This is a genomic window from Paraburkholderia solitsugae (genome assembly GCF_013177695.1).
In the GTDB taxonomy this organism is placed as follows: Bacteria; Pseudomonadota; Gammaproteobacteria; order Burkholderiales; family Burkholderiaceae; genus Paraburkholderia; species Paraburkholderia solitsugae.
Map to the genome: position 1 here is coordinate 20,749 of NZ_WOEY01000009.1, position 26,368 is coordinate 47,116.

At 63.3% G+C, this 26,368-nt stretch carries 26 protein-coding genes and 1 other RNA gene; 17 read left to right on the top strand and 10 right to left on the bottom strand.

All coding sequences use genetic code 11. The features are described 5' to 3' along the window. Positions 1–45: 45 nt before the first annotated feature. From GNZ12_RS01445 to lnt, 5 genes are all read left to right on the top strand, one after another. Entirely contained in the window at positions 46–1,119 is a 1,074-nt protein-coding gene (locus tag GNZ12_RS01445) for a PhoH family protein (RefSeq protein ID WP_172308674.1), read from the top strand. 94 nt (positions 1,120–1,213) lie between these two features. Beyond that, complete coding sequence (ybeY, locus tag GNZ12_RS01450) at positions 1,214–1,675, top strand: rRNA maturation RNase YbeY (RefSeq protein ID WP_172308675.1); 462 nt, start codon at positions 1,214–1,216, stop codon at positions 1,673–1,675. A 28-nt stretch (positions 1,676–1,703) separates the two neighbouring features. After that, positions 1,704–2,384, top strand: a complete 681-nt coding sequence (locus GNZ12_RS01455; RefSeq protein ID WP_172308676.1) for a gamma-glutamylcyclotransferase — start codon at positions 1,704–1,706, stop codon at positions 2,382–2,384. A gap of 216 nt (positions 2,385–2,600) precedes the next feature. Then, the gene (locus GNZ12_RS01460) at positions 2,601–3,494 is read left to right on the top strand and encodes an HlyC/CorC family transporter (protein WP_074282241.1); all 894 of its coding nucleotides are present in this window, start codon (positions 2,601–2,603) and stop codon (positions 3,492–3,494) included. Positions 3,495–3,543: 49 nt separating this feature from the next. Beyond that, complete coding sequence (gene lnt, locus GNZ12_RS01465; protein WP_172308677.1) at positions 3,544–5,262, top strand: apolipoprotein N-acyltransferase; 1,719 nt, start codon at positions 3,544–3,546, stop codon at positions 5,260–5,262. Between the two features lie 156 nt (positions 5,263–5,418). Here the strand turns inward: lnt and GNZ12_RS01470 are convergent, their stop codons facing one another. Then, entirely contained in the window at positions 5,419–6,033 is a 615-nt protein-coding gene (locus GNZ12_RS01470) for a glutathione S-transferase C-terminal domain-containing protein (protein ID WP_172308678.1), read from the bottom strand. A 309-nt stretch (positions 6,034–6,342) separates the two neighbouring features. Here GNZ12_RS01470 and GNZ12_RS01475 point away from each other — a divergent pair, with 309 nt between their 5' ends. From GNZ12_RS01475 to GNZ12_RS01515, 9 genes are all read left to right on the top strand, one after another. Further along, entirely contained in the window at positions 6,343–7,749 is a 1,407-nt protein-coding gene (locus tag GNZ12_RS01475; protein WP_172308679.1) for an aminopeptidase P N-terminal domain-containing protein, read from the top strand. 42 nt (positions 7,750–7,791) lie between these two features. Beyond that, positions 7,792–9,039 carry a UbiH/UbiF/VisC/COQ6 family ubiquinone biosynthesis hydroxylase gene (locus tag GNZ12_RS01480; protein ID WP_172308680.1) on the top strand — a complete coding sequence of 416 codons (1,248 nt, stop codon included), beginning with the start codon at positions 7,792–7,794 and terminating at the stop codon, positions 9,037–9,039. Positions 9,040–9,277: 238 nt separating this feature from the next. Further along, positions 9,278–10,345: a tRNA dihydrouridine synthase DusB gene (gene dusB, locus GNZ12_RS01485; protein WP_120303011.1), complete on the top strand. Its 1,068-nt coding sequence runs from the start codon at positions 9,278–9,280 to the stop codon at positions 10,343–10,345. Further along, positions 10,342–10,575, top strand: a complete 234-nt coding sequence (locus GNZ12_RS01490) for a Fis family transcriptional regulator (RefSeq protein WP_007180440.1) — start codon at positions 10,342–10,344, stop codon at positions 10,573–10,575. Before dusB ends, GNZ12_RS01490 begins: the two co-directional genes overlap by 4 nt. A gap of 46 nt (positions 10,576–10,621) precedes the next feature. Further along, positions 10,622–12,187 carry a bifunctional phosphoribosylaminoimidazolecarboxamide formyltransferase/IMP cyclohydrolase gene (gene purH, locus GNZ12_RS01495; protein WP_172308681.1) on the top strand — a complete coding sequence of 522 codons (1,566 nt, stop codon included), beginning with the start codon at positions 10,622–10,624 and terminating at the stop codon, positions 12,185–12,187. Positions 12,188–12,423: 236 nt separating this feature from the next. Next, positions 12,424–12,966, top strand: coding sequence for a crossover junction endodeoxyribonuclease RuvC (ruvC, locus tag GNZ12_RS01500; RefSeq protein WP_074282234.1), 543 nt, complete (start codon positions 12,424–12,426; stop codon positions 12,964–12,966). Between the two features lie 116 nt (positions 12,967–13,082). After that, positions 13,083–13,664 carry a Holliday junction branch migration protein RuvA gene (ruvA, locus tag GNZ12_RS01505; protein WP_172308682.1) on the top strand — a complete coding sequence of 194 codons (582 nt, stop codon included), beginning with the start codon at positions 13,083–13,085 and terminating at the stop codon, positions 13,662–13,664. A 144-nt stretch (positions 13,665–13,808) separates the two neighbouring features. Continuing rightward, complete coding sequence (gene ruvB / locus GNZ12_RS01510; RefSeq protein WP_172308683.1) at positions 13,809–14,873, top strand: Holliday junction branch migration DNA helicase RuvB; 1,065 nt, start codon at positions 13,809–13,811, stop codon at positions 14,871–14,873. A 33-nt stretch (positions 14,874–14,906) separates the two neighbouring features. After that, a complete protein-coding gene (locus GNZ12_RS01515) occupies positions 14,907–15,845 on the top strand; it encodes an oxygenase MpaB family protein (RefSeq protein WP_172308684.1) in 939 nt (312 codons plus the stop codon). A gap of 75 nt (positions 15,846–15,920) precedes the next feature. On the opposite strand, the gene GNZ12_RS01520 is transcribed toward GNZ12_RS01515, so the two are convergent. From GNZ12_RS01520 to tyrS, 3 genes are all read right to left on the bottom strand, one after another. Beyond that, complete coding sequence (locus GNZ12_RS01520) at positions 15,921–16,598, bottom strand: histidine phosphatase family protein (RefSeq protein ID WP_172308685.1); 678 nt, start codon at positions 16,596–16,598, stop codon at positions 15,921–15,923. Between the two features lie 182 nt (positions 16,599–16,780). Then, positions 16,781–17,239, bottom strand: a complete 459-nt coding sequence (gene dtd, locus GNZ12_RS01525; RefSeq protein WP_120303006.1) for a D-aminoacyl-tRNA deacylase — start codon at positions 17,237–17,239, stop codon at positions 16,781–16,783. A 61-nt stretch (positions 17,240–17,300) separates the two neighbouring features. Further along, on the bottom strand, positions 17,301–18,545 hold the full coding sequence (tyrS, locus tag GNZ12_RS01530) for a tyrosine--tRNA ligase (RefSeq protein ID WP_172308686.1): 1,245 nt from the start codon (positions 18,543–18,545) through the stop codon (positions 17,301–17,303). A 207-nt stretch (positions 18,546–18,752) separates the two neighbouring features. On the opposite strand from tyrS, the gene GNZ12_RS01535 reads away from it, so the two are divergent. Continuing rightward, on the top strand, positions 18,753–19,883 hold the full coding sequence (locus tag GNZ12_RS01535) for an anhydro-N-acetylmuramic acid kinase (RefSeq protein ID WP_172308687.1): 1,131 nt from the start codon (positions 18,753–18,755) through the stop codon (positions 19,881–19,883). A 102-nt stretch (positions 19,884–19,985) separates the two neighbouring features. Here the strand turns inward: GNZ12_RS01535 and erpA are convergent, their stop codons facing one another. The 3 genes from erpA to rplM all read right to left on the bottom strand — a co-directional run bounded on the left by erpA (position 19,986) and on the right by rplM (position 21,453). Further along, complete coding sequence (gene erpA, locus GNZ12_RS01540; RefSeq protein ID WP_007180424.1) at positions 19,986–20,351, bottom strand: iron-sulfur cluster insertion protein ErpA; 366 nt, start codon at positions 20,349–20,351, stop codon at positions 19,986–19,988. Between the two features lie 269 nt (positions 20,352–20,620). Beyond that, a complete protein-coding gene (gene rpsI / locus GNZ12_RS01545) occupies positions 20,621–21,013 on the bottom strand; it encodes a 30S ribosomal protein S9 (RefSeq protein ID WP_007180423.1) in 393 nt (130 codons plus the stop codon). An 11-nt stretch (positions 21,014–21,024) separates the two neighbouring features. Continuing rightward, positions 21,025–21,453: a 50S ribosomal protein L13 gene (rplM, locus tag GNZ12_RS01550; protein WP_007180422.1), complete on the bottom strand. Its 429-nt coding sequence runs from the start codon at positions 21,451–21,453 to the stop codon at positions 21,025–21,027. A gap of 682 nt (positions 21,454–22,135) precedes the next feature. Here rplM and GNZ12_RS01555 point away from each other — a divergent pair. Beyond that, on the top strand, positions 22,136–22,558 hold the full coding sequence (locus GNZ12_RS01555; RefSeq protein ID WP_172308688.1) for an OsmC family protein: 423 nt from the start codon (positions 22,136–22,138) through the stop codon (positions 22,556–22,558). 99 nt (positions 22,559–22,657) lie between these two features. Here the strand turns inward: GNZ12_RS01555 and rnpB are convergent. The 3 genes from rnpB to pyrC form a co-directional block, all read right to left on the bottom strand. Further along, positions 22,658–23,071: RNase P RNA component class A (gene rnpB / locus GNZ12_RS01560), an RNA gene on the bottom strand. 162 nt (positions 23,072–23,233) lie between these two features. Continuing rightward, positions 23,234–24,067 carry a DUF3025 domain-containing protein gene (locus GNZ12_RS01565; protein ID WP_172308689.1) on the bottom strand — a complete coding sequence of 278 codons (834 nt, stop codon included), beginning with the start codon at positions 24,065–24,067 and terminating at the stop codon, positions 23,234–23,236. Positions 24,068–24,078: 11 nt separating this feature from the next. After that, the gene (pyrC, locus tag GNZ12_RS01570) at positions 24,079–25,149 is read right to left on the bottom strand and encodes a dihydroorotase (protein ID WP_172308690.1); all 1,071 of its coding nucleotides are present in this window, start codon (positions 25,147–25,149) and stop codon (positions 24,079–24,081) included. Positions 25,150–25,338: 189 nt separating this feature from the next. Between pyrC and GNZ12_RS01575 the strand changes: the two genes are divergently transcribed. After that, a complete protein-coding gene (locus tag GNZ12_RS01575; protein ID WP_172308691.1) occupies positions 25,339–26,265 on the top strand; it encodes a class II glutamine amidotransferase in 927 nt (308 codons plus the stop codon). Positions 26,266–26,368: the final 103 nt, after the last annotated feature.

Consider the following 26,368-nt stretch of genomic DNA (forward strand, 5'->3'; position numbering starts at 1 on the left):
CGACGCCAGCCAGCGTCACGAACCCGACAGGATCGATCCTCCGCCTTGAAGACCACTCAGCAGCATCTGGAATTCACCGCACCGCGCGACGACAACGCGCGGCTCGCCAACCTCTGCGGACCGCTCGACGAAAATCTGCGGCAGATCGAGCAGGCGCTCGACGTGACGCTGCAACGCCGTGGCCACCGCATCGCGATTCGCGGGCGCGGCGCGAAACTCGCACTCACCGCGCTCGAAAGGTTCTACAACAACTCGCAGGAGCCACTGTCGGTCGACGACATCCAACTCGCGCTCGTCGAAGTGCGCCAACCGGCGCGCCATCGTGCGAACGGCAACGGCCAAGGTGCGGGAACGATCGACTCACGTTTCCCCGGCAACCCGGATCATCCGTTCGATCAACCCGCCGACAACGGCGACGATGACCTCGAAGAACTCGGCCCGAAGCTGTATACACGGCGCGCCGACCTGCGCGGCCGCACGCCGGCGCAACGCGAGTATCTGAAGCAGATCATTTCGCACGACGTGACGTTCGGCGTCGGTCCGGCGGGGACCGGCAAAACCTATCTCGCGGTGGCTTGCGCGGTGGACGCGCTGGAGCGCGATCAGGTCAAACGCATCGTGCTGACGCGTCCGGCCGTCGAAGCAGGCGAGCGCCTCGGGTTTCTGCCAGGCGATCTGGCTCAGAAGGTCGATCCGTATCTGCGTCCGCTGTACGACGCGCTGTACGACCTGCTCGGCTTCGACAAGACCGCCAAGATGTTCGAGCGGCAAATGATCGAAATCGCGCCACTCGCCTACATGCGGGGCCGCACGCTGAATCACGCGTTCATCATCCTCGACGAGGCGCAGAACACCACGCCCGAACAGATGAAGATGTTCCTCACGCGGATCGGCTTCGGCTCGAAGGCGGTGGTCACCGGCGACACGACCCAGGTCGACCTGCCGCGCGGCGCGAAGAGCGGACTGATCGAAGCGCAGCAGGTGCTGTCGGACGTGCGCGGCATTGCGCTCACGCGCTTCACCAGCGCGGACGTGGTGCGGCATCCGCTGGTCGCGCGAATTGTGGAGGCGTACGATGCGCATTCGCAGAAAACCGCCAATCCGGCGGATTCTCGTTAATTTGTGGCGTTAATTTGCGCCACTTATTGCGTCACTTATTGCGCAAAATACCACTGGATATGCCGCTGCAACCCAGGCAACACATCGATACCGCATGAGCCGCGCACCGAAACTGACTTTGAATCTGCAATTTCCCGCCGCCAAAGCCTGGCCGGAACACAAGGCGCTGCTGCCCCGCGCCACTGTGGCCGGTTGGGTCAAGGCGGCGCTCTTCGCAGACGGCGAGCTGACCGTGCGTTTCGTCGACGCCGAAGAAGGCCGCACACTGAACCGCACCTATCGCGGCAAAGACTATTCGACCAACGTACTGACTTTCGCATACGCCGAATCGGAAGACGATCCGGTGACCGGCGACCTGATCCTGTGCTGCCCGGTAGTGGAAAAGGAAGCCGCCGAACAAGGTAAGCCGCTGATCGCGCACTACGCGCATCTGCTGGTGCACGGCACCCTTCATGCGCAAGGCTACGACCACGAGGTCGAGGAAGAGGCCGAGGAAATGGAAGCGATCGAGACTGAAATTCTCGGCAAGCTCGGTTTCCCGGATCCTTATCAATAGTCTTTGCCATCACCGTTCAAAAACCACCGTGAGCACGTCCTCCCCTGAAGCCGATACGCGAAGCACGCCCTGCCCGGACTATCCGCCCGCACTCGGCGAATCGCGGCTGCTAACGGACGAGGAGTTGCGCGCATCGCTTGCATGCGCGTTGCGCGACTGGGACCGTCAAAGCGATCTGTGGCTGTTCGGTTATGGTTCGCTGATCTGGAATCCCGGTCTGCCCACCGTCGAAGCGGCCCGTTCGAAAGTGCACGGCTATCACCGCGGCCTGTATCTGTGGTCGCGCGTGAATCGCGGTACGCCCGAACAGCCGGGCCTCGTGCTCGCGCTCGATCGCGGCGGCTCGTGCTCCGGCATCGCCTTCCGCCTTGCCGCCCAGGGTGCGATGCCGCATCTGGAAGCGTTGTGGCGCCGCGAAATGCCGATGGGTTCGTACCGCCCGGCCTGGTTGCCCTGCGTCCTCGCCGACGGCCGGCGCGTCGACGCGCTCGCCTTCGTGATGCGCCGCGACGCGCCGTCCTACACCGGCAAACTGCGCGACGAGGTCGTCAAAACCGTGTTCGGCTGCGCGAGCGGCCGCTACGGCACCACGCTCGACTATGTCAGCCGCACCGTCCATGCGCTGCGCGAAAGCGGCATGCCCGACCGCGCGCTTGAAGCGCTGCTCGAGCGTTGCCGCGAGGAAAGCCGCGAGGCCCGGCAGAAATAAGGCAACCGCGGGGCAACCACGAGGGCCACCCTACTTTTTTGCTCCAAAACGCTTTTCCTCGCGTAATCAGTTAGGATTGACCCACGCCCACCGCACGCGGCCGGGCGGATTTGTCACATCACTCACGCCCAGCCCGGCAGGACACGGTCCTGCCATGTGCCTGGTGTATCCTTAATACTCTGCAACAGCGCGCCCAGCCTCGCCGGGCGCACTACCATGAACGACACGTATCCCAGTCGACGCCAAATCGACAAACCGCAAGAGAAACGCTCACTCCTCGAGCGTTTGACCGACTTCATCTCGCCCGAGCCCGACTCGCGCGCCGAACTTCTGGAAATCCTGCAGGATGCGCACGAGCGCAACCTGATCGATGCCGACTCGCTGTCGATGATCGAGGGCGTATTCCAGGTGTCCGAACTCAGCGCCCGCGACATCATGGTGCCGCGCGCTCAAATGGACGCGATCAACATCGCGGACAATCCCGCCGAATTCATCCCCTACGTGCTGGAAAAGGCGCACTCGCGCTATCCGGTTTACGAGGGCAATCGCGACAACATCATCGGTGTGCTGCTCGCGAAAGACCTGCTGCGCTACTACGCTGAAGACGAATTCGACGTGCGCGGCATGCTGCGCCCCGCCGTCTTCATCCCGGAATCGAAGCGCCTGAACGTGCTGCTGCACGACTTCCGCGTGAATCGCAATCACCTCGCGGTGGTGGTCGACGAATACGGCGGCGTGGCCGGCCTGATTACGATCGAAGACGTGCTGGAACAGATAGTCGGCGATATCGAAGACGAATACGATTTCGACGAGGAAAGCGGCAATATCATCGCCTCGCCGGACGGCCGCTTCCGCGTGCGCGCGCTCACTGAGATCGAGCAGTTCAACGAGGCCTTCGGCACGCATTACTCGGACGACGAAGTCGATACGATCGGCGGGCTCGTCACACATCATTTCGGCCGGGTGCCGCATCGTGGTGAAAAAGTCCGCCTCGACGATCTGATCTTCGAGATTCTGCGCGGCGACGCCCGCCAGATTCACATGCTGCTGGTGCGCCGCGACCCGCTTGCCGGCCAGCGCGAGCGCGAAGCCCAGCACGTGCAGACCTGATCCGCTTCTTTTCTTCGCTTCTTCCACTCCTCACGCCGACCGCGCAACAATGGCCGACCCGATTACATCCCGTTCGCGCCGCGGCGTGAGTGCCCCGGCCGCTCGAGAAGCGCGCGGCCGTGTCCTGCCCCGCTGGCATTACCTCGTCGCGTTGGCCGCCGGTGCGGCCAATACGCTGTCATTCGCGCCCACGCCGCATGGCGGCTGGCTCGAACTCGTGATCTTCGTGTTCTTCTTCGCATGGCTCACGCGCACGACCGGCTGGAAAAGCGCCGCGCTGACGAGCGGCGCGTTCGGCTTCGGCAACTTCGCCACCGGTGTCTGGTGGCTGTACGTCAGCATGCACGACTACGGCGGCATGGCCGCGCCGCTCGCGGGCGCGGCGGTCGTCCTGTTCTCGCTGTATCTGGCAGTGTATCCGGCGCTCGCCGCGGGCATCTGGTCGTTCTGCGCGGGGCACGCGCGCAACGGCGCGTCGGACACCGACCAACCGTTCTCGCCGACCTGGCACGGCGCGCTGGCTTTTGCGAGCGCGTGGGCGATCGGTGAATGGTTGCGCGGCACTGTGTTCACCGGCTTTCCGTGGCTCGCGAGCGGTTATGCGCAGGTAGACGGCCCGCTCGCCGGGTTTGCACCGGTGGCGGGCGTGTACGGCGTCGGCTGGATGCTGGCGCTGGTCGCGGCGTTGATCGTGCAGGCGCTGGTACCGGTGCTACCTTCGCGCGGGCGGCTTGATGCCGCCGCAATCGGCAAGGCTGGAAATGCCGGCAATGGGGCTAAACGCGGTATCGCGGGCGTCGTCGTGCCGGGGGGAATCGCGGTTGCGCTGATCGCAGCCGGCCTGCTGCTGCCGCTCGTGCAATGGACCCTGCCGGCCAACGCGCCGCTGACGGTGCGCCTCTTGCAAGGCAACGTCAAACAGGAAATGAAGTTCGAAGAAGCCGGCATGCGCGCCGCGATCGACCAGTATCAGCAGATGATCACGTCGAAACCGGCCGACCTGGTTGTCACGCCGGAAACCGCCATTCCGGTGCTCGCACAGCAATTGCCGCCGCAGTTCGCGTCGGCGGTGCGCAACTTCTCGGATACGACCGGCACCTCGATCGTGTTCGGTGCGATCGGCGGCACCATCACGCCGGAAGGCCAGGTGGTCGACTACACGAACAGCCTGTTCGGCGTCACACCGGGCACGCGCGAGGTGTATCGCTACGACAAACACCATCTCGTGCCGTTCGGCGAATTCGTGCCGTGGGGCTTCCGCTGGTTCGTGAATCTGATGAACATTCCGCTCGGCGATTTCGCGCGCGGCGCGCCGGTGCAAAAGCCGTTCATCGTGCACAACCAGCCGGTGTCCGTCGACATCTGCTACGAGGATATTTTCGGCGAAGAGATCGCGCGGAACATCCGCGAGAGCGATACGCCGGCAGGCGTGCTGGTCAACTCGACCAATCTCGCCTGGTTCGGCGACACCATCGCCCTGGACCAGCATCTGCAGATCGCGCGCATGCGATCACTGGAAACCGGCCGGCCAATGCTGCGCGCCACCAACACCGGCATGACCGCCGCAATCGACGCCAACGGCAAGGTGATCGGACGCCTGACGCCGTACACGATCGGCTCGCTCGATGTGACGGTGCAAGGCACCTCGGGCAGCACGCCCTATGTGACGAGCGGCAATAACACGGTGCTGGCGGTTTCGTTGCTGCTGCTGGCGTTCGGGTTTGCGTTCGGGCCGGGAATTACGCGACGCCGGAACGGCAAGCAGTAAGCCTCAGCCGGACTGCCTAAGCAGCAAGCAGTCCGGCCCGGTATCCCCACGCGCCGGTTGAATCGCAGCGACAATCCCATCGCATGTAAAAAACGCGCGCTCTGGCATGCCACGAGCGCGCGTTTTGCAAAAAAGTACCGCTTTACCGATTCGCGCTCAATCCGCCGGCACCGTATCAATGAACGACTGACGCAAGGACAGCTTCTGGAAATGCTTGTCCAGATTCGGATACCCTTCGCGCCAGTTCAACTCGGGCATGCGGAAATCGAGGTAGCCCAGCGCGCAGCCCAACGCGATGTCCGCGAGCGTGTAGTGATTGGCCGCGCACCACGGCTTGCTGCCCAAGCCTTGCGACATCGCGATCAGGCCTTCGTCGATCTTGCGTTGTTGCCGCGCCACCCACGCGTCCACGCGCTGCTCGGGCGTGCGCTGGGTGCCTTCGAGGCGAATCAGCACCGCAGCGTCAAGGATGCCGTCGGCGAGCGCCTCCCAGCAGCGCACTTCGACGCGCTCGCGCCCGGACGGCGGAATCAGCTTGCCGACCGGCGACAGCGTATCCACGTATTCGCAGATCACCCGCGAGTCGAATACCGCTTCGCCGTCTTCCATCACGAGGCACGGCACCTTGCCGATCGGATTGAAGGTGTGAATCGTGGTATCCGGCGCCCAGACGTTCTCGGGCACGAATTCGTAGTCGATCTTCTTGTCGGCCAGAACGATCCGTGCCTTACGCACGAACGGGCTGGCGAGCGAACCGATGAGTTTCATCATTACCGTCTGCCTTTTCTTGAATTCGGCGAAAGTATAAGTGGTTGGCGCCGTTCCCGAGCATAGCGCCGTATCTTCGCAAGCCGCATGAATGCTGGCTGTGGATGGATAGCAACATTGCCGCGCCGCGCGCCAGGCGTCTACCCGGCTAATTGGCCGATTGACGGAAAGACAGGCGCCAGGCACGGCGGGCTGCCGCCATCGCGCCTGACCCGGGCACAGCGCTTGCCGGACGCGCCAGCCAGGCGCCCCCACCTGGAACCCCAGTATCCGTGCAGAATAAGTCTCCACATTGGGCGCTACAATCGCACGATGAACCAGCCGACCGAACCCACCATCGCCATCGACGTCTACCGCACGCGCCGCGAGCGCGTACTCGCCGCGCTGCGCGCGGCGGGCGGGGGCGTCGCCATCGTCCCCACCGCGCCGGAAAAGCTGCGTAACCGGGACGCCGACTACCCCTACCGGCACGATAGCTACTTCTACTATCTGACGGGCTTCACCGAACCCGAGGCGTGGCTGGTGCTCGATGCAAGCGCCGCGCCGGGCGAGCCGGCTTCGATCCTGTTCTGCCGCGAGAAGAATGTCGAGCGCGAGACGTGGGAAGGCTTCCGTTTTGGGCCAGACGGCGCGCGCGAGGCGTTCGGCTTCGACGCAGCCTTCGCTGTCAGCGAAGTCAATACGCAATTGCCGCGCATTCTCGCCGACAAGCCGTCGCTGCATTACGCGCTCGGCACCTCGGCGCAACTGGACGAACAGGTGCGCGGCTGGCTCGATGCCGTACGCGCACAAGGCCGCGGCGGGGTCGCCACCCCTACCGTCGCGCGTGACCTGATCCCATTGATCGACGACATGCGGCTCGTTAAGGATCCCCACGAACTCGCCATCATGCGCCGCGCCGGACAGATTTCCGCGCAAGCGCATCGCCGTGCGATGGCCGCCTGCCACCCCGGCGTGCGCGAGTACGAACTCGAAGCCGAGCTGCTCTACACATTCCGCAAATTCGGCGCGCAGGCGCCCGCCTACACGTCGATTGTCGCCGCAGGCGCCAATGCCTGCGTGCTGCACTACCCCGCCGGCAACGCGATTGCCCAGGACGGCGACCTGATCCTGATCGACGCCGCCTGCGAGCTCGACGGCTACGCATCCGACATCACCCGCACCTTCCCGGCGAGCGGCCGCTTCACGCCGGCGCAGCGCGAGCTGTACGACATCGTGCTGGCCGCGCAGCAGGCTGCCGTCGACGCCACCCGCGTCGGCGCCACCTTCGACGATCCGCATCAGGCCGCCGTGCGGATGCTGTCGCAGGGTCTGCTCGATACCGGCATCATCGACCGCACGAAGTTCGCCTCGGTCGACGCCGTGATCGCCGAGCGCGCCTATGCGCCGTTCTATATGCACCGTACCGGCCACTGGCTCGGCATGGACGTGCACGATGTCGGCGACTACCGCGAACGCGGTGCGCCGCGCGACGAAGCGGGCGCACTGCCGTGGCGCACGCTGCAGGCGGGGATGACGCTGACCGTCGAGCCCGGTCTGTATATTCGTCCGACCGAAGGTGTGCCCGAGCGCTACTGGAACATCGGTATCCGCATCGAGGACGACGCGATCGTCACGCCCACCGGCTGCGAGCTGCTCACGCGCGACGTCCCGGTGGCGGCCGACGAGATCGAGGCGCTGATGCAGGAAGCCCGCACGGCCCAGGAAGCCGGGAAGTAACCCAGTAGCAACCCAGGCAGTCACCCAAGGAAGTAACCCGCAATGAACGACGTTTCCCAGTCGACGGTGATTCTGAAGCCCGCCGCGTCCGATCATTCCTTCGATTTCGACGTGACGATCGTCGGCGCCGGGCCGGTCGGGCTGGCGCTTGCCGGCTGGCTGGCGCGCCGCAGCGCGACGCGGGCGCTGAAGATCGCACTGATCGACGCGCGCGAGCCGGAAGATTCGATTGCCGATCCGCGTGCGATCGCCGTGTCGCATGGCAGCCGGATGATTCTCGAACCGCTGCGCTGGCCCGCTGACGCCACCGCGATCCAGCGCATCCACGTGTCGCAGCGCGGCCACTTCGGCCGCACGCTGATCGACCACAGCGAGCACGGCCTGCCGGCGCTAGGCTACGTGCTGCGTTATGGGTCGATCGTGCATGGTCTTGCCGAAGCGGTTCATGCGACGTCCGTGCACTGGTTCCGGTCCACCTCCGCCGCGGCCCCGACTCAGGACCTCGACGGTGTCACGCTGCCGATCGAAACCGCGGGTGTCACACGCAATCTGCGCACGCGGATTCTGGTGAATGCCGAAGGCGGCCTGTTCGGCGACCAGAAACCCGCCGGGAGCGCGGGTAGCAGCGCTGGTCACAGTGCCAGCGGCGGCACGCGCGATTACGGGCAGACCGCGCTGGTCGGCACGGTCACCGTGTCGGCGCCGCAACCGCATGTGGCATGGGAGCGCTTCACGTCGCAAGGGCCGATCGCGCTGCTGCCGATGGGCGGCGTGCGCGGCGCGAATTACGCGCTGGTCTGGTGCTGCGCACCCGACGAAGCCGCGCGACGCACGCAACTCACGGACGACGAATTCCTGAGCGAACTCGGTGCCGCATTCGGCAACCGCATGGGCCGCTTTACGCAAATAAGGGGGCGCGCCTCGTTCCCGCTAGGACTGAATGCGGTCGATACGCTGGTAAAGGGCCATGTCGTCGCAATCGGCAATGCGGCGCAAACGCTGCATCCAGTGGCGGGCCAAGGTCTGAATCTCGGTCTGCGCGACGCGCACGCGCTCGCCGATGCCTTGTCCACGGAAGGCCCCACCCCGCTCGCGCTGGCGACGTTCGCGCAACGCCGCGCGCTCGACCGGCGCCTGACGATCGGCGCGACCGACACGCTTGCGCGCCTGTTCACCGTCGACTTCCCCCCGCTCGCCACCTTGCGCGGCCTCGCCCTCACCGCGCTCGAATTCGTGCCGCCGGTGAAAACCGCGTTGGCGCGGCAAATGATGTTCGGTCAGCGCCGCTGAGCGCGCCGCCCGCTCGCGCCCCGCGGCCGCTGCAGCCTTTTTAGGCAGATCAGGCAGGGCCCCGCGAGCGGTGCCGGTTCTATGAACCGGACCACTTTCATAGAAGATTTAATGAGTTACGACAGACGCAAGTCGGGTGTCGGCTATCCGTTAACGCTAAAATAGCGGTTTTCCCTCGCATTTCGCGAATGCTCCGATTGACAGAATTTGATCAATCGGTCGCAGGCGCGTCCAAGTCATGCCTACTCTCGGCTCCCACAATCTGCGTAATAACCTGTTCGTCGCCCCCATGGCCGGCGTGACCGACCGGCCGTTCCGGCAGTTGTGCAAACGGCTGGGCGCGGGCTATGCGGTGTCGGAAATGGTCGCCTCGAACGCGCAACTGTGGAAAAGCGAAAAGACCATGCGCCGTGCCAACCACACGGGCGAGGTCGAGCCGATTGCCGTGCAGATCGCCGGCGCCGATCCGGCCATGATGGCCGAAGCCGCGCGCTACAACGTGGCGAACGGCGCGCAGATCATCGACATCAACATGGGCTGCCCGGCCAAGAAGGTGTGCAACGTGGCCGCGGGCTCCGCCTTGCTGCAGAACGAACCGCTGGTGCAGCGCATCGTCGAGGCGGTGGTAGGCGCGGTGGGCATCGGCCCTGACGCGGTGCCCGTCACGCTGAAGATCCGCACCGGCTGGGATCGCGACAACAAGAACGCTTTGACGGTAGCGCGTCTGGCCGAGGCCGCCGGCATTTCGATGCTGACCGTGCACGGCCGCACGCGCGCCGACCTGTATCACGGCGACGCCGAATACGAGACCATTGCCGCCGTCAAAGCGGCGGTGCGCATTCCGGTGGTCGCCAATGGCGACATTACGTCGCCGCAAAAAGCCCGCGAGGTGCTCGCCGCCACCGGCGCCGACGCCATCATGATCGGCCGCGCCGCGCAGGGGCGTCCGTGGCTGTTCCGCGAGATCGAGCATTTCCTGCAAACGGGCGAGTTGCTGCCGCCGCCACGCATCGACGAAATCCAGCAGGTGATGAACGAGCATCTCGAAGATCACTACGCGTTCTACGGCGAATTTACGGGTGTGCGCACAGCACGTAAGCATATCGGCTGGTACACTCGCGGCCTTTCTGGCGCCAACGTGTTCCGGCACCGCATGAATACGCTGGACACCACGCGCGAACAACTCCTCGCCGTCAACGAATTCTTCGACGCCCAAAAGGCGATCTCCGACCGCCTCGTCTACGTCGACGAGACGCTCACCAAGAACGACGGCGAGCCGGACCATACCGACCGACTAGCAGCATGAGCAAGAACAATATCGAACAATCTGTCCGCGATAGCCTGGGGATGTACTTCCAGGATCTCGACGGCTCCAATCCGCACGACGTCTACGACATGGTGATTTCGTGCGTGGAAAAACCCTTGCTCGAAGTGGTGCTCGAGCAGGCCGGCGGCAATCAGTCGCTGGCCGCCGAGTATCTCGGCATCAACCGCAATACGCTGCGCAAGAAGCTGCAACAGCACGGTTTGTTGTAGTTTTTCGGCGCCCTGCCACGTTTCCCTTCGGCTTTTCGTCTTCATCATGATCAAGCAAGCGCTCATCTCCGTTTCCGACAAGTCCGGCATCGTCGACTTCGCCAAGTCGCTGTCGGACCTCGGCGTCAAGATCCTGTCGACCGGCGGCACCGCGAAACTGCTCGCGGACGCGGGTCTGTCCGTCACCGAAGTCGCCGACTACACGGGCTTCCCGGAAATGCTGGACGGGCGCGTGAAAACGCTGCATCCGAAGGTGCACGGCGGCATTCTCGCGCGCCGCGACCTGCCGGAACACATGGCAGCGCTTGAAAAGCACGACATCCCGACGATCGACCTGCTGGTCGTGAATCTGTACCCGTTCGTGCAGACCGTGTCGAAGGAAGTGTGCTCGCTGGAAGACGCGATCGAGAACATCGACATCGGCGGCCCGACCATGCTGCGCTCGGCCGCGAAGAATCATCGCGACGTGACGGTGGTGGTCGATCCGGCGGATTACGCGGTCGTGCTCGAGGAAATGCGCGCGAACAGCAACGCGGTTTCGTACAAGACGAACTTCCGTCTGGCTACCAAGGTATTCGCGCACACCGCGCAGTACGACGGCGCGATCACGAACTACCTGACGAGCCTGACCGACGAGCTGCAACATTCGTCGCGCAATGCTTACCCGGCTACGTTCAACCTGGCGTTCGACAAGGTGCAGGACCTGCGCTACGGCGAAAACCCGCATCAGAGCGCTGCGTTTTACCGCGACCTGGTGGTGCAACCGGGCGCGCTGGCAAACTACAACCAGTTGCAAGGCAAGGAACTGTCGTACAACAACATCGCCGATTCCGATGCAGCGTGGGAATGCGTGAAGACGTTCGACGTGCCGGCTTGCGTGATCGTCAAGCACGCGAATCCGTGCGGCGTTGCAGTGGGCGCGGACGCGAACGAAGCGTATGCAAAGGCGTTCCAGACCGATCCGACCTCGGCGTTCGGCGGCATCATCGCGTTCAACCGTGAAGTCGACGAAACGGCGGCGCAAGCGGTGGCCAAGCAGTTCGTCGAAGTGCTGATCGCACCGTCGTTCAGCACGGCGGCTCGCCAGGTGTTCGCGGCCAAGCAGAACGTGCGTCTGCTGGAAATCGCTTTGGGTGACGGCCATAACGCGTTCGATCTGAAGCGCGTCGGCGGCGGCCTGCTAGTGCAATCGCTCGATTCGAAGAACGTGCAGCCGCGCGAATTGCGCGTGGTCACGAAACGTCACCCGACGCCGAAGGAAATGGACGACCTGCTGTTCGCATGGCGCGTGGCGAAGTACGTGAAGTCGAACGCGATTGTGTTCTGCGGCAACGGCATGACGCTCGGCGTCGGCGCGGGCCAGATGAGCCGCGTGGACTCGGCGCGCATCGCCAGCATCAAGGCGCAGAATGCCGGTCTGACGCTGACCGGTTCGGCCGTGGCGTCGGATGCGTTCTTCCCGTTCCGCGACGGTCTGGACGTGGTGGTCGCGGCAGGCGCGACCTGCGTGATTCAACCGGGCGGCTCGATGCGCGATGACGAAGTGGTCAGCGCGGCGGACGAGCACAACATTGCGATGGTGTTGACTGGCGTGCGTCACTTCCGGCATTGATTCCGGCTTCGCGGACACCGCCTGATTCTTTATGACGCGGTAGTCGCAAACCAGGCTTGAGCGAAACGGCCCGACGGAGATTTCCGCCGGGCCGTTTTCTTTTGCGTGTGTGCGTGATCCCCTTTCAACGCATGCGACAGTTTTTATTCCGTCGGCATCGCTGCACACCGACCGCCGCACCACGCGTTCGTTGTAGTATCGCAAGCACTTAGTTTTCACCGCAGATGCGGCACCTCATGAGAATTCTCGGCATCGACCCCGGCTTGCGCGTGACCGGTTTTGGCGTAATCGATCAAACTGGACACACGCTTAGCTACGTCGCAAGCGGCGTGATCAAGACCGCCGACGCCGATCTGCCATCGCGTCTCGGCACCATTTTCGAAGGTATTTCGACGCTGGTCCGTCAGCATTCGCCGGATCAGTCGGCGATCGAAAAGGTGTTCGTCAACGTCAACCCGCAATCCACCCTGCTGCTCGGCCAGGCGCGCGGTGCGGCGATCTGTGGCCTGGTGGCGGGCGGTGTGCCGGTCGCCGAATATACGGCGCTGCAGTTGAAGCAGGCTGTGGTCGGCTACGGCCGCGCGACCAAGGAGCAGATGCAGCAGATGGTGGTGCGACTGCTCAACCTCTCCGGCGTGCCCAGCACCGACGCGGCCGACGCCCTCGGCATGGCGATTTGCCACGCACACGGCGGCACGACTCTGAGCACGCTGGGCGGTATTGCGCCATCGCTGGCCAAGAAAGGCTTGCGAGTGCGGCGCGGGCGGTTAGTGGGGTAGGCGAAGGCGGCGCTCCAGCCACGTTCGCGTTACGCGCGCACGGATCGTGGTGCGCGCCACGCCCGACGCGCACTCGCTGCGCTACACTCGCCCTTTCTCTCAAGATTGAATTCGCCATGATCGGTCGCATTGCCGGCGTTCTGCTGGAAAAAACCCCGCCGCATCTGCTCGTCGACTGCAACGGCGTCGGTTACGAAGTCGATGTGCCGATGAGCACGTTCTACAACCTGCCGTCGACCGGCGAACGCGTCGTGCTGCTCACGCAAATGATCGTGCGTGAAGACGCGCATCTGCTCTATGGCTTCGGCACCGCCGAAGAACGCTCGACCTTCCGCGAGTTGCTGAAGATTACGGGCATCGGCGCGCGCATGGCGCTCGCCGTGCTCTCCGGGATGAGCGTGCACGAACTGGCGCAGACCGTCACGATGCAGGACGCAGCGCGCCTGACTCGCGTGCCGGGCATCGGCAAGAAGACGGCGGAGCGGCTGCTCCTCGAACTGAAGGGCAAGATCGGCGCCGACCTGGGCGCGATGGCCGGCGCGGCGTCGGCATCCAACCATGCCTCCGATATCCTGAACGCACTGCTCGCATTGGGTTACTCCGAAAAAGAAGCGTTGGCGGCCGTCAAGAACGTGCCGGCCGGCACCGGCGTTTCCGAGGGCATCAAGCTCGCGTTGAAGGCGTTGTCCAAGGGTTAAAACAGGCCATGTCGGTGGCGCCGCATGCGATGGGTCAAGCTTCGCATACGGCGGCGCGCCGCACACCCTGGCCGTTCGGCCGGGTTTCGCACCGGGCGCCGCCCAAGGGGACTTCCTTCGGGGCGCGCGCGGTACAATGACCGGATGATCGAAACCGACAAACTCGCCGCCGAGCGCATCATCGCGGCCACGCCCGTCTCGCCGAACGAAGAAGCGTTCGAGCGCGCGTTGCGCCCGCGCCAGCTCGAAGAATATGTTGGGCAGGAAAAAATACGCGGTCAGCTGGAAATCTTCATCGAGGCTGCCAAGCGCCGGTCCGAGTCGCTCGACCACGTGCTGCTGTTTGGGCCGCCGGGTCTCGGCAAGACCACGCTCGCGCACATCATCGCGCGGGAAATGGGCGTCAATCTGCGGCAAACCTCCGGCCCGGTGCTCGAACGCGCCGGTGACCTTGCCGCGCTGCTCACCAATCTCGAAGCCAACGACGTCCTGTTCATCGACGAAATCCATCGGCTCTCGCCGGTCGTCGAAGAAATTCTGTATCCGGCGTTGGAGGACTATCAGATCGACATCATGATCGGCGAAGGACCGGCCGCGCGCAGCGTGAAGCTCGATCTGCAGCCGTTCACGCTGGTCGGCGCAACCACCCGTGCGGGCATGCTGACCAATCCGCTACGCGATCGCTTCGGGATCGTCGCACGGCTCGAGTTTTATAATGCCGAAGAACTGGCGCGCATCGTCACGCGTTCGGCGTCGTTGCTGCATGCGCAGATCCATCCGGACGGCGCATTTGAAATCGCCAAGCGCGCACGTGGCACGCCGCGGATCGCGAACCGGCTGCTGCGCCGTGTGCGCGATTTCGCCGAAGTGAAAGCGGACGGCAACATCACCGCGCAAGTGGCCGACGCCGCGCTCAAAATGCTCGACGTGGACGCGGTCGGCTTCGACCTGATGGACCGCAAACTGCTCGAAGCGATCCTGCACAAGTTCGACGGCGGCCCGGTCGGCGTCGACAATCTGGCGGCGGCAATCGGCGAAGAGCGCGACACGATCGAAGACGTGCTCGAACCGTATCTGATCCAGCAAGGCTTCCTGCAACGCACGCCGCGCGGCCGCGTCGCTACACTGCTCACGTACCGGCATTTCGGTCTCGCCGCGCCGGACGCTTCGAGTCCCATATCCGGCCTGTGGGATGCGGCCGCAACCTGAGCCGGATACACGCCGCGTGAGACCGATTTAGGGATGTCCGATCAAATCAAGCAGCCCACTTCACGCGGCGGCCTCGCGCAGTTACTCGCGGGCAGAATCCGCTCGAAACTGGCGGCCGGCGTCACGCATCTGACAACCGGCAGCGGCCCCACACTCGACTACTCATCGCCGCCAGGAGACCCCGGCCTCTTCGGGCCCGACTCCGTGTGCTGGAAAGTCCACGCCGACTTCACGTCGATGATGACGGGCGGCATCAGCGCATTGCTGCTCCAGGCGCTGCATCCGCTGGCACTCGCCGGCGTATGGGACCATTCGACGTTTCGCACCGATATTCTGGGGCGCCTGCGCCGAACCGCGACTTTCATCTCCGGCACGACGTATGGCAGCCAGCTCGATGCTTTAGCGCTGATTGAGCGCGTAAAGCGCATTCACCTTGGCGTCACTGGCGTTGGACCTGATGGCCGGCCGTATCGCGCGAGCGACCCTGCCCTGCTGACGTGGGTGCACGTGGCTGAAGTGTCGAGTTTCATGGCTGCGCACCTGCGGTACGTGAACCCTTTGCTGCCCGTCGCCGCGCAGGATCGATACTTCGCGGAAACCGCGCGCATCGCCGAGATGCTCGGCGCGTCGAACATTCCGCGCTCACGTGCCGAGATTGACGCTTATCTGCTCGCCATGCAGCCCGAGTTGGTGGCCAGCGAGCGCACTCAAGAAGTCGTGAGAGTTCTGATGAATGCGCCCGCCCCGACTGCAGCGATGCGGCCCGCGGGAGCATTGATGTTGAATGCCGGCGTCGATCTGCTGCCCGATTGGGCGCAAACGATGTTGGGGTTCGAACGATTCGCCGGCATTCGCCGTGCGGTCACGAGGCCCGGCGTGAGGCTGGTCGCACCGGTGATCCGCTGGGCGCTGGTGAACGGTGTCTCGAAGCGGGCACGCCGACGTGTGGCGGCTACGCGCGAGTCGAAGTAGTCCGCGTCGACGAGAGCGCTCCCTGCGAAATCGTCTTGCCGCAAGATAGCTCCAAGCCAAATAACGCTTCGCCGATCAACGCCCCGGTTCGGGCACCTTCTTGAAGCTATCGTCATCGCTCGGCGCATCGAGATGCGACACGTCCGCCCATGACACGATCGTCGCCTTGCTGGCGTCGTCGGCGTAATCCACCACGTTGACACTCGTGTTCAGCAACGCGTAATCACGCGGCGCATCGAGTGACAAGCCGCACGCGAACCGGCGCACACAGTCCAGCACGCCACCGTGCGCGACACAGGCGATCCGTCCGCCTGGATGCGCGGCGACGATCGGCTCGATCGCATGCAATACGCGATGGTAGAGCGTGCGTTGCGACTCGCCTTCCGGCGGCGCGAAACCCGGATCGCGGGTTTGCCAGTGCGCGTACTCATCTGGGAAGCGGACGGCGATTTCATCGCTGTCATGCCCCTGGAACGCGCCGTATGAACGCTCGCGCAAACCTTCGCGTAGTTGCAACGGCAGGCCGAGCGCGTCGGCGATCGGCTGCGCGGTTTGCTGAGCGCGTTGCAGATCGCTTGAATAGATCGCGTCGAGCCGCACGCCCTCTTTCACCTCATTCGCGATGCGGCGTGCAAGGCGCTGCGCCTGCGCGAGGCCGGTCGTCGCGAGCGGGATGTCGATGTGACCTTGAATGCGCTTGATGCGGTTCCAGTCGGTCTCGCCGTGGCGGATGAACAGAATCTGCGTGGTCATGGGATCAGAGTGGGCACCAGGAGCCAGTTATGCCGAGCCGCTATTGTCGCAAAAAGCGGCTGGAGGAGTGGATGCGTGCCTCCGCATGCACCATGCGACGGCAGTCGAAACTCGGGCGTTGGTCTGCCGCCAGAACGTGACCGGCCCGCGCCCCGCCTACACTAGGCGACGGCAGTCGAAACTCAAGCGTTGGTCTGTAGCCAGAACGTGACCGGCCCGTCATTGACGAGCGACACCTGCATGTCGGCGCCGAACTCGCCCGTCTCGACGATCGGGTGCTTTGCGCGCGCCGCCGAGACGAAGTAATCGAATAGCCGCTTACCTTCATCGGGCGGCGCTGCAGGCGTGAAGCTCGGACGCAGGCCACTGTTGGTGTCAGCCGCCAGCGTGAACTGCGAAACAAGCAGCAAGCCGCCCGCGCGCCCGGCACCGTCGAGATTCTGCACGGAGAGATTCATCTTGCCGGCCGCATCGCTGAAGACGCGGTAACCGAGCACCTTGGCAAGCAGCCGGTCGGCTGCGCCTTCCGTGTCGCCGCGTTCGGCGCAGACGAGCGCGAGCAGGCCCGCCTCGATCGCGCCGGTCACGCGGTCGCCTACCCGCACTTCCGCGCGCCGCACGCGCTGGATCAGCGCGATCATCGGCTCGACTCCGAATGCAACGCTCGAATCATCATCGCGTTATCGCTGGGCCAACAAGCCATCAAGCCGTCAGCGTGACGCGCGCAAAACGACGCTTGCCGACCTGCACGACGTACTCACCGGCTTCAACCTTCAAGCCCTTGTCTGACACAGTCGCGCCGTCGATTTTCACGCCGCCCTGCTCGATGTTGCGCAGCGCCTCGCTGGTCGACGGCACGAGGTTGGCCTGCTTGAGCAACTGGCCGATCGCGAGCGGTGCGCCCGCGAGCGTGACCACCGGAATATCGTCCGGCACCCCGCCCTTCGCGCGATGGTTGAAGTCTTCGAGCGCGCGCTCGGCATCGGCTTGCGAGTGGAAGCGTGCGACGATTTCCTGACCGAGCATCACCTTGAAATCGCGCGGATTGCGGCCCGCTTCGATCTCTTTCCTGAAGCCGGCGATCTCGTCCATCGGACGGAACGACAGCAATTCGAAATAACGCCACATCAGCACATCGGAGATGCTCATCAGCTTGCCGAACATGTCCGTCGGCTTTTCGCTGATGCCGATGTAGTTGTTCTTCGACTTCGACATCTTCTCGACGCCGTCCAGGCCTTCGAGCAGCGGCATGGTCAAGATGCACTGCTGTTCCTGACCGTACTGCTTCTGCAGTTCACGGCCCACCAGCAGGTTGAACTTCTGATCTGTGCCGCCGAGCTCGAGGTCGGCATTCAACGCGACCGAGTCGTAACCTTGCATCAGCGGGTACAGGAATTCGTGGATCGAGATCGGCACGCCGCCCTGGAAACGCTTGGTGAAATCTTCGCGCTCGAGAATCCGCGCCACCGTGTAGCGCGATGCGAGCTTGATCATGCCGTCGGCGCCGAGCGGCATCGACCATTCGCTGTTGTAACGGATTTCGGTCTTGTCGCGGTCGAGCACGAGCGCGGCCTGCTCGAAATACGTTTTCGCGTTCGATTCGATCTGCTCGCGCGTGAGCGGCGGACGCGTGGCGTTGCGGCCCGACGGATCGCCAATCAGCGACGTGAAGTCGCCGATCAGGAAAATCACCGTGTGACCCAGGTCCTGCAACTGGCGCATCTTGTTCAGCACGACCGTGTGGCCGATATGGATGTCAGGCGCGGTCGGATCGAGGCCGAGCTTGATGCGCAGGGGCACACCGGTGGCCGCGCTCTTCGCGAGCTTCTGTGCGAATTCGTCTTCGATCAGCAGTTCGTCGACGCCGCGTTTAGTGACGGCGAGTGCGTGACGGACTTCGTCAGTGATCGGGAAGGCGGGGCTAGGCTTGGTGGACTCGGTGCTCATGCTGGAAACGTGAAGTCGCGAAAAAAGGAGATTGTCCCATAGATGCGCGCCGCCGCGCCCACTGACTCAGCCACAAGCGCCCCCGCCTGTGCACGATTTCGGCGTGCCGGGCCGCGCCATTGGCTTCGTGAGGCTTTATATTCGACCGCGATTGCACCGATAATCTGCTAAAACAGATCGCAACGAATCATCGAGAGGAGCAGCAACGTGGCGCGAGACCCCGCAGACGGCGTCTACTTTGGATTGATGTCCGGCACGAGCATGGACGGCGTGGACGGTGTCGCCGTCAGGTTTGCCCAAGGCAAGCCGCCGGTGGTGCTGGCCGAGGCGTTTGTCGGCTTTTCGGCGGGCTTGCGCGAGGCGCTGTTCGCGCTTCAACAGCCGGGGGACAACGAGATCGAACGCGAAGCGCTGGCCGCTAACGCGCTCGCCACGCGCTACACCGTGTGCTGCCACGAATTGCTGCACGGCAGCCGCGTGCCAGCCTCGGAAGTCCGTGCAATCGGCGTCCACGGCCAGACGGTGCGGCATCGGCCGGAAAAGGGTTACACGCGGCAGATCAACAACCCCGCACTGCTCGCGGAAATGATGAGCATCGACGTAGTCGCCGATTTCCGCAGCCGCGACGTCGCGGCCGGCGGCCAGGGCGCGCCGCTCGTGCCGGCGTTTCACGCCACGGTGTTCGGCGCGAAAGACGAAACGCGGGTGGTCTGCAATCTAGGCGGCATCAGCAATATCACGATCCTGAACGGGACCGGCGGCGTGCGCGGCTTCGACTGCGGGCCGGCGAACGCGCTACTCGACGAATGGGCGCAGCGCCATCTCGGCAAGCCCTTCGACGAAAACGGCCATTTCGCCGCGAGCGGACAGGTCGATCGCACGTTGCTGAACGCGCTGCTCGACGAGCCCTTTTTCACGCAGCAACCGCCGAAAAGCACCGGCCGCGACTTGTTCAACGCACAATGGCTGGATGCAAAGCTCCAACCGTTCGCCGCTCTCGCCCCCGCCGACGTGCAAGCCACCCTGGTCGCGCTGACCGCGGTAACGGTTGCTCGCGAAATCGAACGGCATGCATCGGACGCCAAGGCGGTCTATGTGTGTGGCGGCGGTGCGCGCAATCCGGAGATTATGAAAGCCCTGCAGCAGGCGCTGGAGGACAGCGGCGTAGGCGGCGTGCCCGTGATGACAACCGACGCGCTCGGCGTGCCGCCGAGCCAGGTCGAGCCGCTGGCGTTCGCATGGCTGGCGATGCGCTGCGTGGCGCGCTTGCCGGGCAATTTGCCGGCAGTCACGGGCGCCGCTGCGGAGCGCGTGCTAGGCGCGATCTACCCGCGCTAATCGCCGAGTCTGGGTTTGAGCTCATGCAATGAAAAACGGGGCCGAAGCCCCGTTTTCTTTTACAACCTGTCTTTTACAACCTCTTGCCTGACCGGCCGACCATCAGACCGAGAACGACGAGCCGCAACCACAGGTGGTCGTAGCATTCGGGTTCTTGATGACGAACTGCGCACCGTTGATGTCGTCCTTATAGTCGATTTCAGCGCCGACCAGATACTGGTAGCTCATCGAATCGATCAGCAGCTGGACGCCGCTCTTGTTCATGACGGTGTCGTCTTCATTGACGGCTTCGTCGAACGTAAAACCGTACTGAAAGCCCGAGCAGCCGCCGCCCTGCACGAAAACGCGCAGTTTGAGGTCCGCATTGCCTTCTTCTTCGATCAGTTGCTTGACCTTGTCAGCCGCTGCGTCGGTAAAAACGAAGGGGGCGGGCATCTCGGTCACGGGTGTATCGGTGACTGCGTTCATTCGAACTCTCCAAAAAGCTTCTAACCGCTATTGTAGGGCTGATCTCAATATCGTGCTGAAGCCCACAAAATCAATGGGTTCTTCCACGAAACGGTATCGACGGGCACGCTAGCCGCTGCCAGCCTGCCTGAGCTGCCCAAATCACCGCGCCAGCGAGAAAACCGTTGTCGCAAACCCAACGCGAAAAATCATAAAAAAAGCCGCCTTCGCGAAAGCGTTGGCGGCTTTTGCAGCGCTCCAGCCCGAAAGCCGGATCGCACACGAAGCGATTAACGCTTCGAGAATTGCTTCCGGCGACGTGCCTTGTGGAAGCCGACCTTCTTACGTTCGACTTCACGAGCGTCACGCGTCACGAAGCCAGCCTTCGACAGTTCCGGCTTCAGCGTTGCGTCATAGTCCATCAGCGCGCGGGTGATGCCGTGACGAACCGCACCGGCTTGACCCGTTTCACCGCCACCGTTCACGTTGACTTTGATGTCGAACGTGACGCCGTGGTTCGTGAGTTCCAGCGGCTGACGCACGATCATCAGCGACGTTTCGCGCGAGAAGTAATCGGCGATAGGCTTGCCGTTTACAATGATCTCGCCCTTGCCAGCCTTGATGAAGACGCGTGCGACGGCGCTCTTGCGGCGGCCCGTGCCGTAATTCCAGTTACCGATCATGTGGGCTCCCCTTAGATCTCGAGCGCTTTCGGCTGTTGTGCCGAATGCGGATGCGTTGCTTCAGCGTAGACCTTCAGCTTCTTGATCATCGCGTAGCCGAGCGGGCCCTTCGGCAGCATGCCCTTGACCGCTTTCTCGAGCGCACGGCCCGGGAAGCGTTCTTGCATCTTGCCGAACGTCGTTTCATAGATACCGCCCGGGTAACCCGAGTGACGGTAGTACTTCTTGTCAGTAGCCTTGTTGCCCGTGACACGGAGCTTGCCCGCGTTGATAACGATGATGAAATCACCGGTGTCGACGTGCGGAGTGAATTCAGGCTTGTGCTTGCCGCGAAGACGGTGTGCCACTTCGCTGGCGACACGCCCGAGAACCTTATCCGTCGCGTCAATCACGTACCATTCACGCGTAACCTCATGGGCTTTTGCGGAAAACGTCTTCATGATCGATCCAAAAAAATTGCTGCGCCCAATGTATTTTTTCCTGCTTGTAGTGTGCGCATCGAGGCGCGTGCAGGCTCTCCCTGGTACTTCCTCCGCGGGCGCGGATGCGGAAAAGCCCTGAATTATAAAGGAATTTGCTACACCGAGTCAAAATTTGTGGGATTTGGGGCAAGAAGTCGTGCGCGGCGACGGCCGGACAGCGCCCTATGACCTTCCTCGTGGTCCGCCGAACAGCATCGGTGGCAGGAATGCTCGGGCGAAAAAAAACCCAAACGAGTGGTTCGGGTTTAATCCACCAAAGGAGGAGGTGGAGGAGACAGCGGAGGTTGCAGAACTGCTGCAACCGATGGAAACGATTATATGAGGCGCCCTTGTGCGACGCAAGAACATTTGCATTGCGAAACGCAATCTCATAATGTGAGATTGCCATCTTCAGGGCAAAAAACGACGAGTTTCCTTTTAAATCAAACACTAAGTAATTTTTAAGCAACTGCATAAGCAGACATCGTCTAGAGTAAAACCCCTAAACCCGTCAGGGCATTCCCGAATTGGCGAAACATGGCGCACTGCAACACGCAAGCCATCATCGCGCATAAGTTCCGGCGAAAGTCCCTTCGGGCGGGCGCGCAAACAGCGGGCTACAATGCCGTCTCAATATCAGCGCAACGCGGTGGAGCACAGCATGGAATGCAAAGTTAGCTGGATGGGGCAAGACGGGATGGCATTTGCGGCCGAGACGGGCAGCGGCCATCTGGTCACGATGGACGGCGCGCCGGAAGGCGGCGGACGCAATCTCGCGCCGCGTCCGATGGAAATGGTTCTGCTCGGCACGGGCGGCTGCACGGCGTACGACGTCGTGATGATCCTGAAGAAAAGCCGCCAGGAAATCGCCGGCTGCTCGGTGACGCTGAAGGCTGAACGCGCCAGCGAAGATCCGAAAGTGTTCACCAAGATCCACTTCCACTTCACCGTGACGGGCAAGAACCTGAACCCGGCCACCGTGGAACGCGCGATCAATCTGTCGCACGACAAATACTGCTCGGCGTCGATCATGATTGCGAAGACCGCTGACCTCACACACTCGTTCGAGATCGTCGCGGGTTGAGCGTGATGCGCCGGCGCAAGTCGCCGCGCATGTGACCCAACCAGCGGGGCAAAATAAAAATGCCGGCGTCCGCCAGGATGCCGGCATTTTTTTGTTGGGTGGCAAAGCAGGCCGATAAGCCGGATTCTGTGCACGCGCCATGTCCGAAAACGCGACGCGCGTAGCAGTCATTCCTCTAGGCGCGCCATTACTGACGCGCTCAAGCTTCCTACCCGCAGACGTGACGGGGGCCCCGTCCTGCATCTCGAAGATGCTAGCCTGCCTACTTGGAATTGCTCCGGGTGGAGGTTACCGTGCCGGTCTGCCTTGCAGCAGCCGCGGTGCGCTCTTACCGCACCGTTTCACCCTTACCTGATCCCGACTTGCGCCGGGCCATCGGCGGTTTGCTTTCTGTTGCCCTGTTCCGCGTGTCACCACGGATGGCCGTTAGCCATCACCCTGCCCTATGGAGTCCGGACTTTCCTCGCCCTCTTTGGCCGAAACCGCAGAGGCCGCGACTGCCTGGCCTGCTTTGCTGAGGCGCATTTTAACACTAGGGCGGATACGTGCGACTTCGACGACTGGAACAGCGGGATGGCGCCGCTCTCTCGCTCAAACTGCATCGACACTTCGGCCCGACCCTACGCGCGGCAACCGCCCAAGCCGCTTGAGCCGGGATATAAGCCCTGCGGGCCTTTAGCGCGAACGCCGCCCCGCGCGAAAGACGGACGTATCGTCGTAAAACGCGGGCGATTCGTTCTCTGCCCACCAGCCCGGAATCCCCAGCACCGGCAGCGGCGCAAACATGCGGCTCGTCAATGCATCGGTGCCCAATAGTGCCGTGCTGACAGACTCGTCGAGCCATGCGTCGCGTGCCGCGGCGCCCCAGCCGAAGTACTCGGATGGCACATCAACGATCCACGCATGGCCCGTGCAGGCCTTGAACGGTGCGATCAGCTTTTCCAGCAGCGCGTGACCGAAGCAGCGCACTTCGCAGCGCATGCCCCAGGCATCACGGTGAGCGACCAGCAGCGTCTGCCAGTCGAACCCGCGCAATGCCGCGCTCAGCGAGGGGTCGGCACAGGCGAAAAGCAAAGCGTTCTCGTCGAACAAGGTCAACGTGTCGCGCACGCCGCCGCGGGTCGGGCCGACGCCCAACACGTCGATTGCCGCCGACTGCCGCGCGTTCAGCGCCGCCTTGATACGCGGAAACGCGAACCACATCGCCCCGTTAAAGAAGTCATGCAGGTTGTGGCGCGTCGGCACGCAGCCCGTCGACGCGATGTGCGCCTCGTAAGCCGCGCCCGGCGGCAGATCGTCCTGGGCAATGAACGCGAGGCGCTGACCGCGCCCCGTGACCTGCCGCATCTCGCCGGCATCGGCGTTCATTTCTGCCAGCAAGGCCGCGTAGCTCGTCAGCGCGCCCTGCTGCCAGCGTTCGCCACGCGTCGCGAACTGCGCGAACCACGGCCTGGACCAGTCGATATCGGCGAATCCGAAGCCCACGCGCGCCGCCTCTTGCACCTGCATCTAACGCAACCTCAGACGAGGCGCCAACCAATCGACTCACCGCCACGCAGCGGCACAACAGGCGTGTCGCCGACCGGCAATTCAGCCGGCAGCGTCCATTCCTCGCGACGCAGCGTGACCTTCTCTTCGCTGCGCGGCAGACCGTAGAAATCCGCACCGAAGAAGCTGGCGAAGCCTTCGAGCTTGTCCAGTGCGCCGGCTTTGTCGAACGCTTCCGTATACAGCTCGAGCGCATGCAGCGCCGTGTAGCAACCCGCGCAACCGCAGGCGTGCTCCTTCAAGCCCTTCGGATGCGGCGCGCTATCGGTGCCGAGGAAAAAGCGCGGATTGCCCGAGGTCGCCGCCTCGACCAGCGCCACGCGATGCGTCTCGCGCTTCAACACCGGCAGGCAGTAGTAATGCGGGCGAATGCCGCCCTGGAAGATCGCGTTACGGTTGTAGAGCAGATGGTGCGCGGTAATCGTCGCGCCCAAGAGCCCCGGCGCCACGCCGGCTTCATGGATGTAGTCGACGGCATCCTTCGTGGTGATGTGCTCGAACACCACCTTCAGCGCCGGAAATTCGCGGCGCAGCGGCGTCATCACGCGGTCGATGAACACTTTCTCGCGGTCGAACAGGTCGATCGACGAATCGGTCACTTCGCCGTGCACCAGCAGCGGCATACCGGTCTCCTGCATCACCTCGAGCGTTTTGGCGCACTTCATGATGTCCGTGACGCCCGCGTCCGAGTTGGTCGTCGCGCCCGCCGGGTACAGCTTCACGCCATGCACGAAGCCGCTTTCGCGCGCGCGGCGGATTTCGTCGGGCGGCGTGTTGTCGGTCAGGTACAGCGTCATCAGCGGCTCGAACTTCGCCCCGGCCGGGATCGCGGCGACGATGCGCTCGCGGTACGCCTGCGCCATCGCGGTTGTGGTGACCGGCGGCTTCAGGTTAGGCATGATGATCGCGCGGCCGAACTGGCGCGCGGTGTCCGGCAGCACGGCAGCGAGCATCTCGCCGTCGCGAACGTGCAGGTGCCAGTCGTCCGGGCGGGCGAGCGTAACGGAGTCGATGGAATCGAGGGGGGCGTTGGAAGCGGTCATGGCGAGAGGGGAACGAGATTCGGCGGCAAAAAAGCAAATCGGCATGCTCAAAGCGGTACAAATCACAGCAAATCGCAACGCTAAGGCCTAAACATACGTCAATTTTGCTATTTGGCGCTTCTGGCTCGGTGATATGCTTGGAAAATCATCATTGTAACGGCTTGCCCCGTTCACAGGCTTACCCGCAACATGTGCCAACTTCTCGGAATGAACTGCGCCGCGCCGACGGACGTCACGTTCTCGTTCACCGGCTTTGCGGCGCGCGGCGGCGTCACCGATCACCATGCAGACGGCTGGGGCATCGCCTTCTTCGAAGATAAAGCCTGCCGCCTGTTCATCGATCATCAATCGTCGGCCACCTCGCCGATCGCCGAGATGGTCAAGCGCTACCCGATCAAATCGAAGAACACGATCGCGCATATCCGCAAGGCGACGCAAGGGCACATCCTGCTCGAAAACTGCCATCCGTTCATGCGCGAACTGTGGGGGCGCCACTGGATCTTCGCGCACAACGGCGACCTGAAAGATTATTCGCCGGCGCTAAACGGCGTCTATCAACCTGTCGGCACGACCGATAGCGAACTCGCGTTCTGCGCGCTGCTGCAAGGTTTGCGCAAGGCGTTCCCGGGCTGCCAACCGCCGCTGGAAGAACTGTTCGAGGCGCTCGAAACCCTCACGCGCGAGATCACGCAATTCGGCGTGTTCAATTTCCTGATGTCGAACGGCCAGGCGCAGTTCGCACATTGCTCGACGCATCTGCACTACATCGTGCGGCGCTGGCCGTTCTCGACCGCCCATCTGGTCGATGCGGACGTGTCAATCGATTTCGCCAAATACACGACGCCGGAAGACCGCGTCGCCGTCATCGCGACCAAGCCGCTCACCGATAACGAAGTGTGGACCGCTTTCCAGCCAGGCGATCTGATGATGTTCCAGCACGGCGAAGTGATCAGTCGGGTCAATGTGCCGGTGCCGGCCTCGGTGCTGGAAAAGCTGCGCAATCCGGAATTGGACGCATCGGCTTCGGCGACTACGATTGCGGCCACGATTGAGGCGGTAGCCACGGCCGAGGTCGACCTCGAAGCGGCCGACGACACCGCCGCTTTCGAATCCTGATACGAAAAAGCCGCTTCTTTCGAGGCGGCTTCAGACTGCTGACCAACCCCACGTTTTTCGGAGCGAGGGGTTTTGTTTTTCAGGCCAGGTTTTCTGCATGGGC

What these genes read in the sequence shown, in the direction of transcription:
- ybeY (WP_172308675.1), top strand. Translation starts at nt 1,214, where the DNA reads ATGAGCCGCGCACCGAAACTGACTTTGAATCTGCAATTTCCCGCCGCC.
- GNZ12_RS01460 (WP_074282241.1), top strand. Translation starts at nt 2,601, where the DNA reads ATGAACGACACGTATCCCAGTCGACGCCAAATCGACAAACCGCAAGAG.
- lnt (WP_172308677.1), top strand. Translation starts at nt 3,544, where the DNA reads ATGGCCGACCCGATTACATCCCGTTCGCGCCGCGGCGTGAGTGCCCCG.
- GNZ12_RS01470 (WP_172308678.1), bottom strand. Translation starts at nt 6,033, where the DNA reads ATGATGAAACTCATCGGTTCGCTCGCCAGCCCGTTCGTGCGTAAGGCA.
- GNZ12_RS01475 (WP_172308679.1), top strand. Translation starts at nt 6,343, where the DNA reads ATGAACCAGCCGACCGAACCCACCATCGCCATCGACGTCTACCGCACG.
- GNZ12_RS01480 (WP_172308680.1), top strand. Translation starts at nt 7,792, where the DNA reads ATGAACGACGTTTCCCAGTCGACGGTGATTCTGAAGCCCGCCGCGTCC.
- dusB (WP_120303011.1), top strand. Translation starts at nt 9,278, where the DNA reads ATGCCTACTCTCGGCTCCCACAATCTGCGTAATAACCTGTTCGTCGCC.
- GNZ12_RS01490 (WP_007180440.1), top strand. Translation starts at nt 10,342, where the DNA reads ATGAGCAAGAACAATATCGAACAATCTGTCCGCGATAGCCTGGGGATG.
- purH (WP_172308681.1), top strand. Translation starts at nt 10,622, where the DNA reads ATGATCAAGCAAGCGCTCATCTCCGTTTCCGACAAGTCCGGCATCGTC.
- ruvC (WP_074282234.1), top strand. Translation starts at nt 12,424, where the DNA reads ATGAGAATTCTCGGCATCGACCCCGGCTTGCGCGTGACCGGTTTTGGC.
- ruvA (WP_172308682.1), top strand. Translation starts at nt 13,083, where the DNA reads ATGATCGGTCGCATTGCCGGCGTTCTGCTGGAAAAAACCCCGCCGCAT.
- ruvB (WP_172308683.1), top strand. Translation starts at nt 13,809, where the DNA reads ATGATCGAAACCGACAAACTCGCCGCCGAGCGCATCATCGCGGCCACG.
- GNZ12_RS01515 (WP_172308684.1), top strand. Translation starts at nt 14,907, where the DNA reads ATGTCCGATCAAATCAAGCAGCCCACTTCACGCGGCGGCCTCGCGCAG.
- GNZ12_RS01520 (WP_172308685.1), bottom strand. Translation starts at nt 16,598, where the DNA reads ATGACCACGCAGATTCTGTTCATCCGCCACGGCGAGACCGACTGGAAC.
- dtd (WP_120303006.1), bottom strand. Translation starts at nt 17,239, where the DNA reads ATGATCGCGCTGATCCAGCGCGTGCGGCGCGCGGAAGTGCGGGTAGGC.
- tyrS (WP_172308686.1), bottom strand. Translation starts at nt 18,545, where the DNA reads ATGAGCACCGAGTCCACCAAGCCTAGCCCCGCCTTCCCGATCACTGAC.
- erpA (WP_007180424.1), bottom strand. Translation starts at nt 20,351, where the DNA reads ATGAACGCAGTCACCGATACACCCGTGACCGAGATGCCCGCCCCCTTC.
- rpsI (WP_007180423.1), bottom strand. Translation starts at nt 21,013, where the DNA reads ATGATCGGTAACTGGAATTACGGCACGGGCCGCCGCAAGAGCGCCGTC.
- rplM (WP_007180422.1), bottom strand. Translation starts at nt 21,453, where the DNA reads ATGAAGACGTTTTCCGCAAAAGCCCATGAGGTTACGCGTGAATGGTAC.
- GNZ12_RS01555 (WP_172308688.1), top strand. Translation starts at nt 22,136, where the DNA reads ATGGAATGCAAAGTTAGCTGGATGGGGCAAGACGGGATGGCATTTGCG.
- GNZ12_RS01565 (WP_172308689.1), bottom strand. Translation starts at nt 24,067, where the DNA reads ATGCAGGTGCAAGAGGCGGCGCGCGTGGGCTTCGGATTCGCCGATATC.
- pyrC (WP_172308690.1), bottom strand. Translation starts at nt 25,149, where the DNA reads ATGACCGCTTCCAACGCCCCCCTCGATTCCATCGACTCCGTTACGCTC.
- GNZ12_RS01575 (WP_172308691.1), top strand. Translation starts at nt 25,339, where the DNA reads ATGTGCCAACTTCTCGGAATGAACTGCGCCGCGCCGACGGACGTCACG.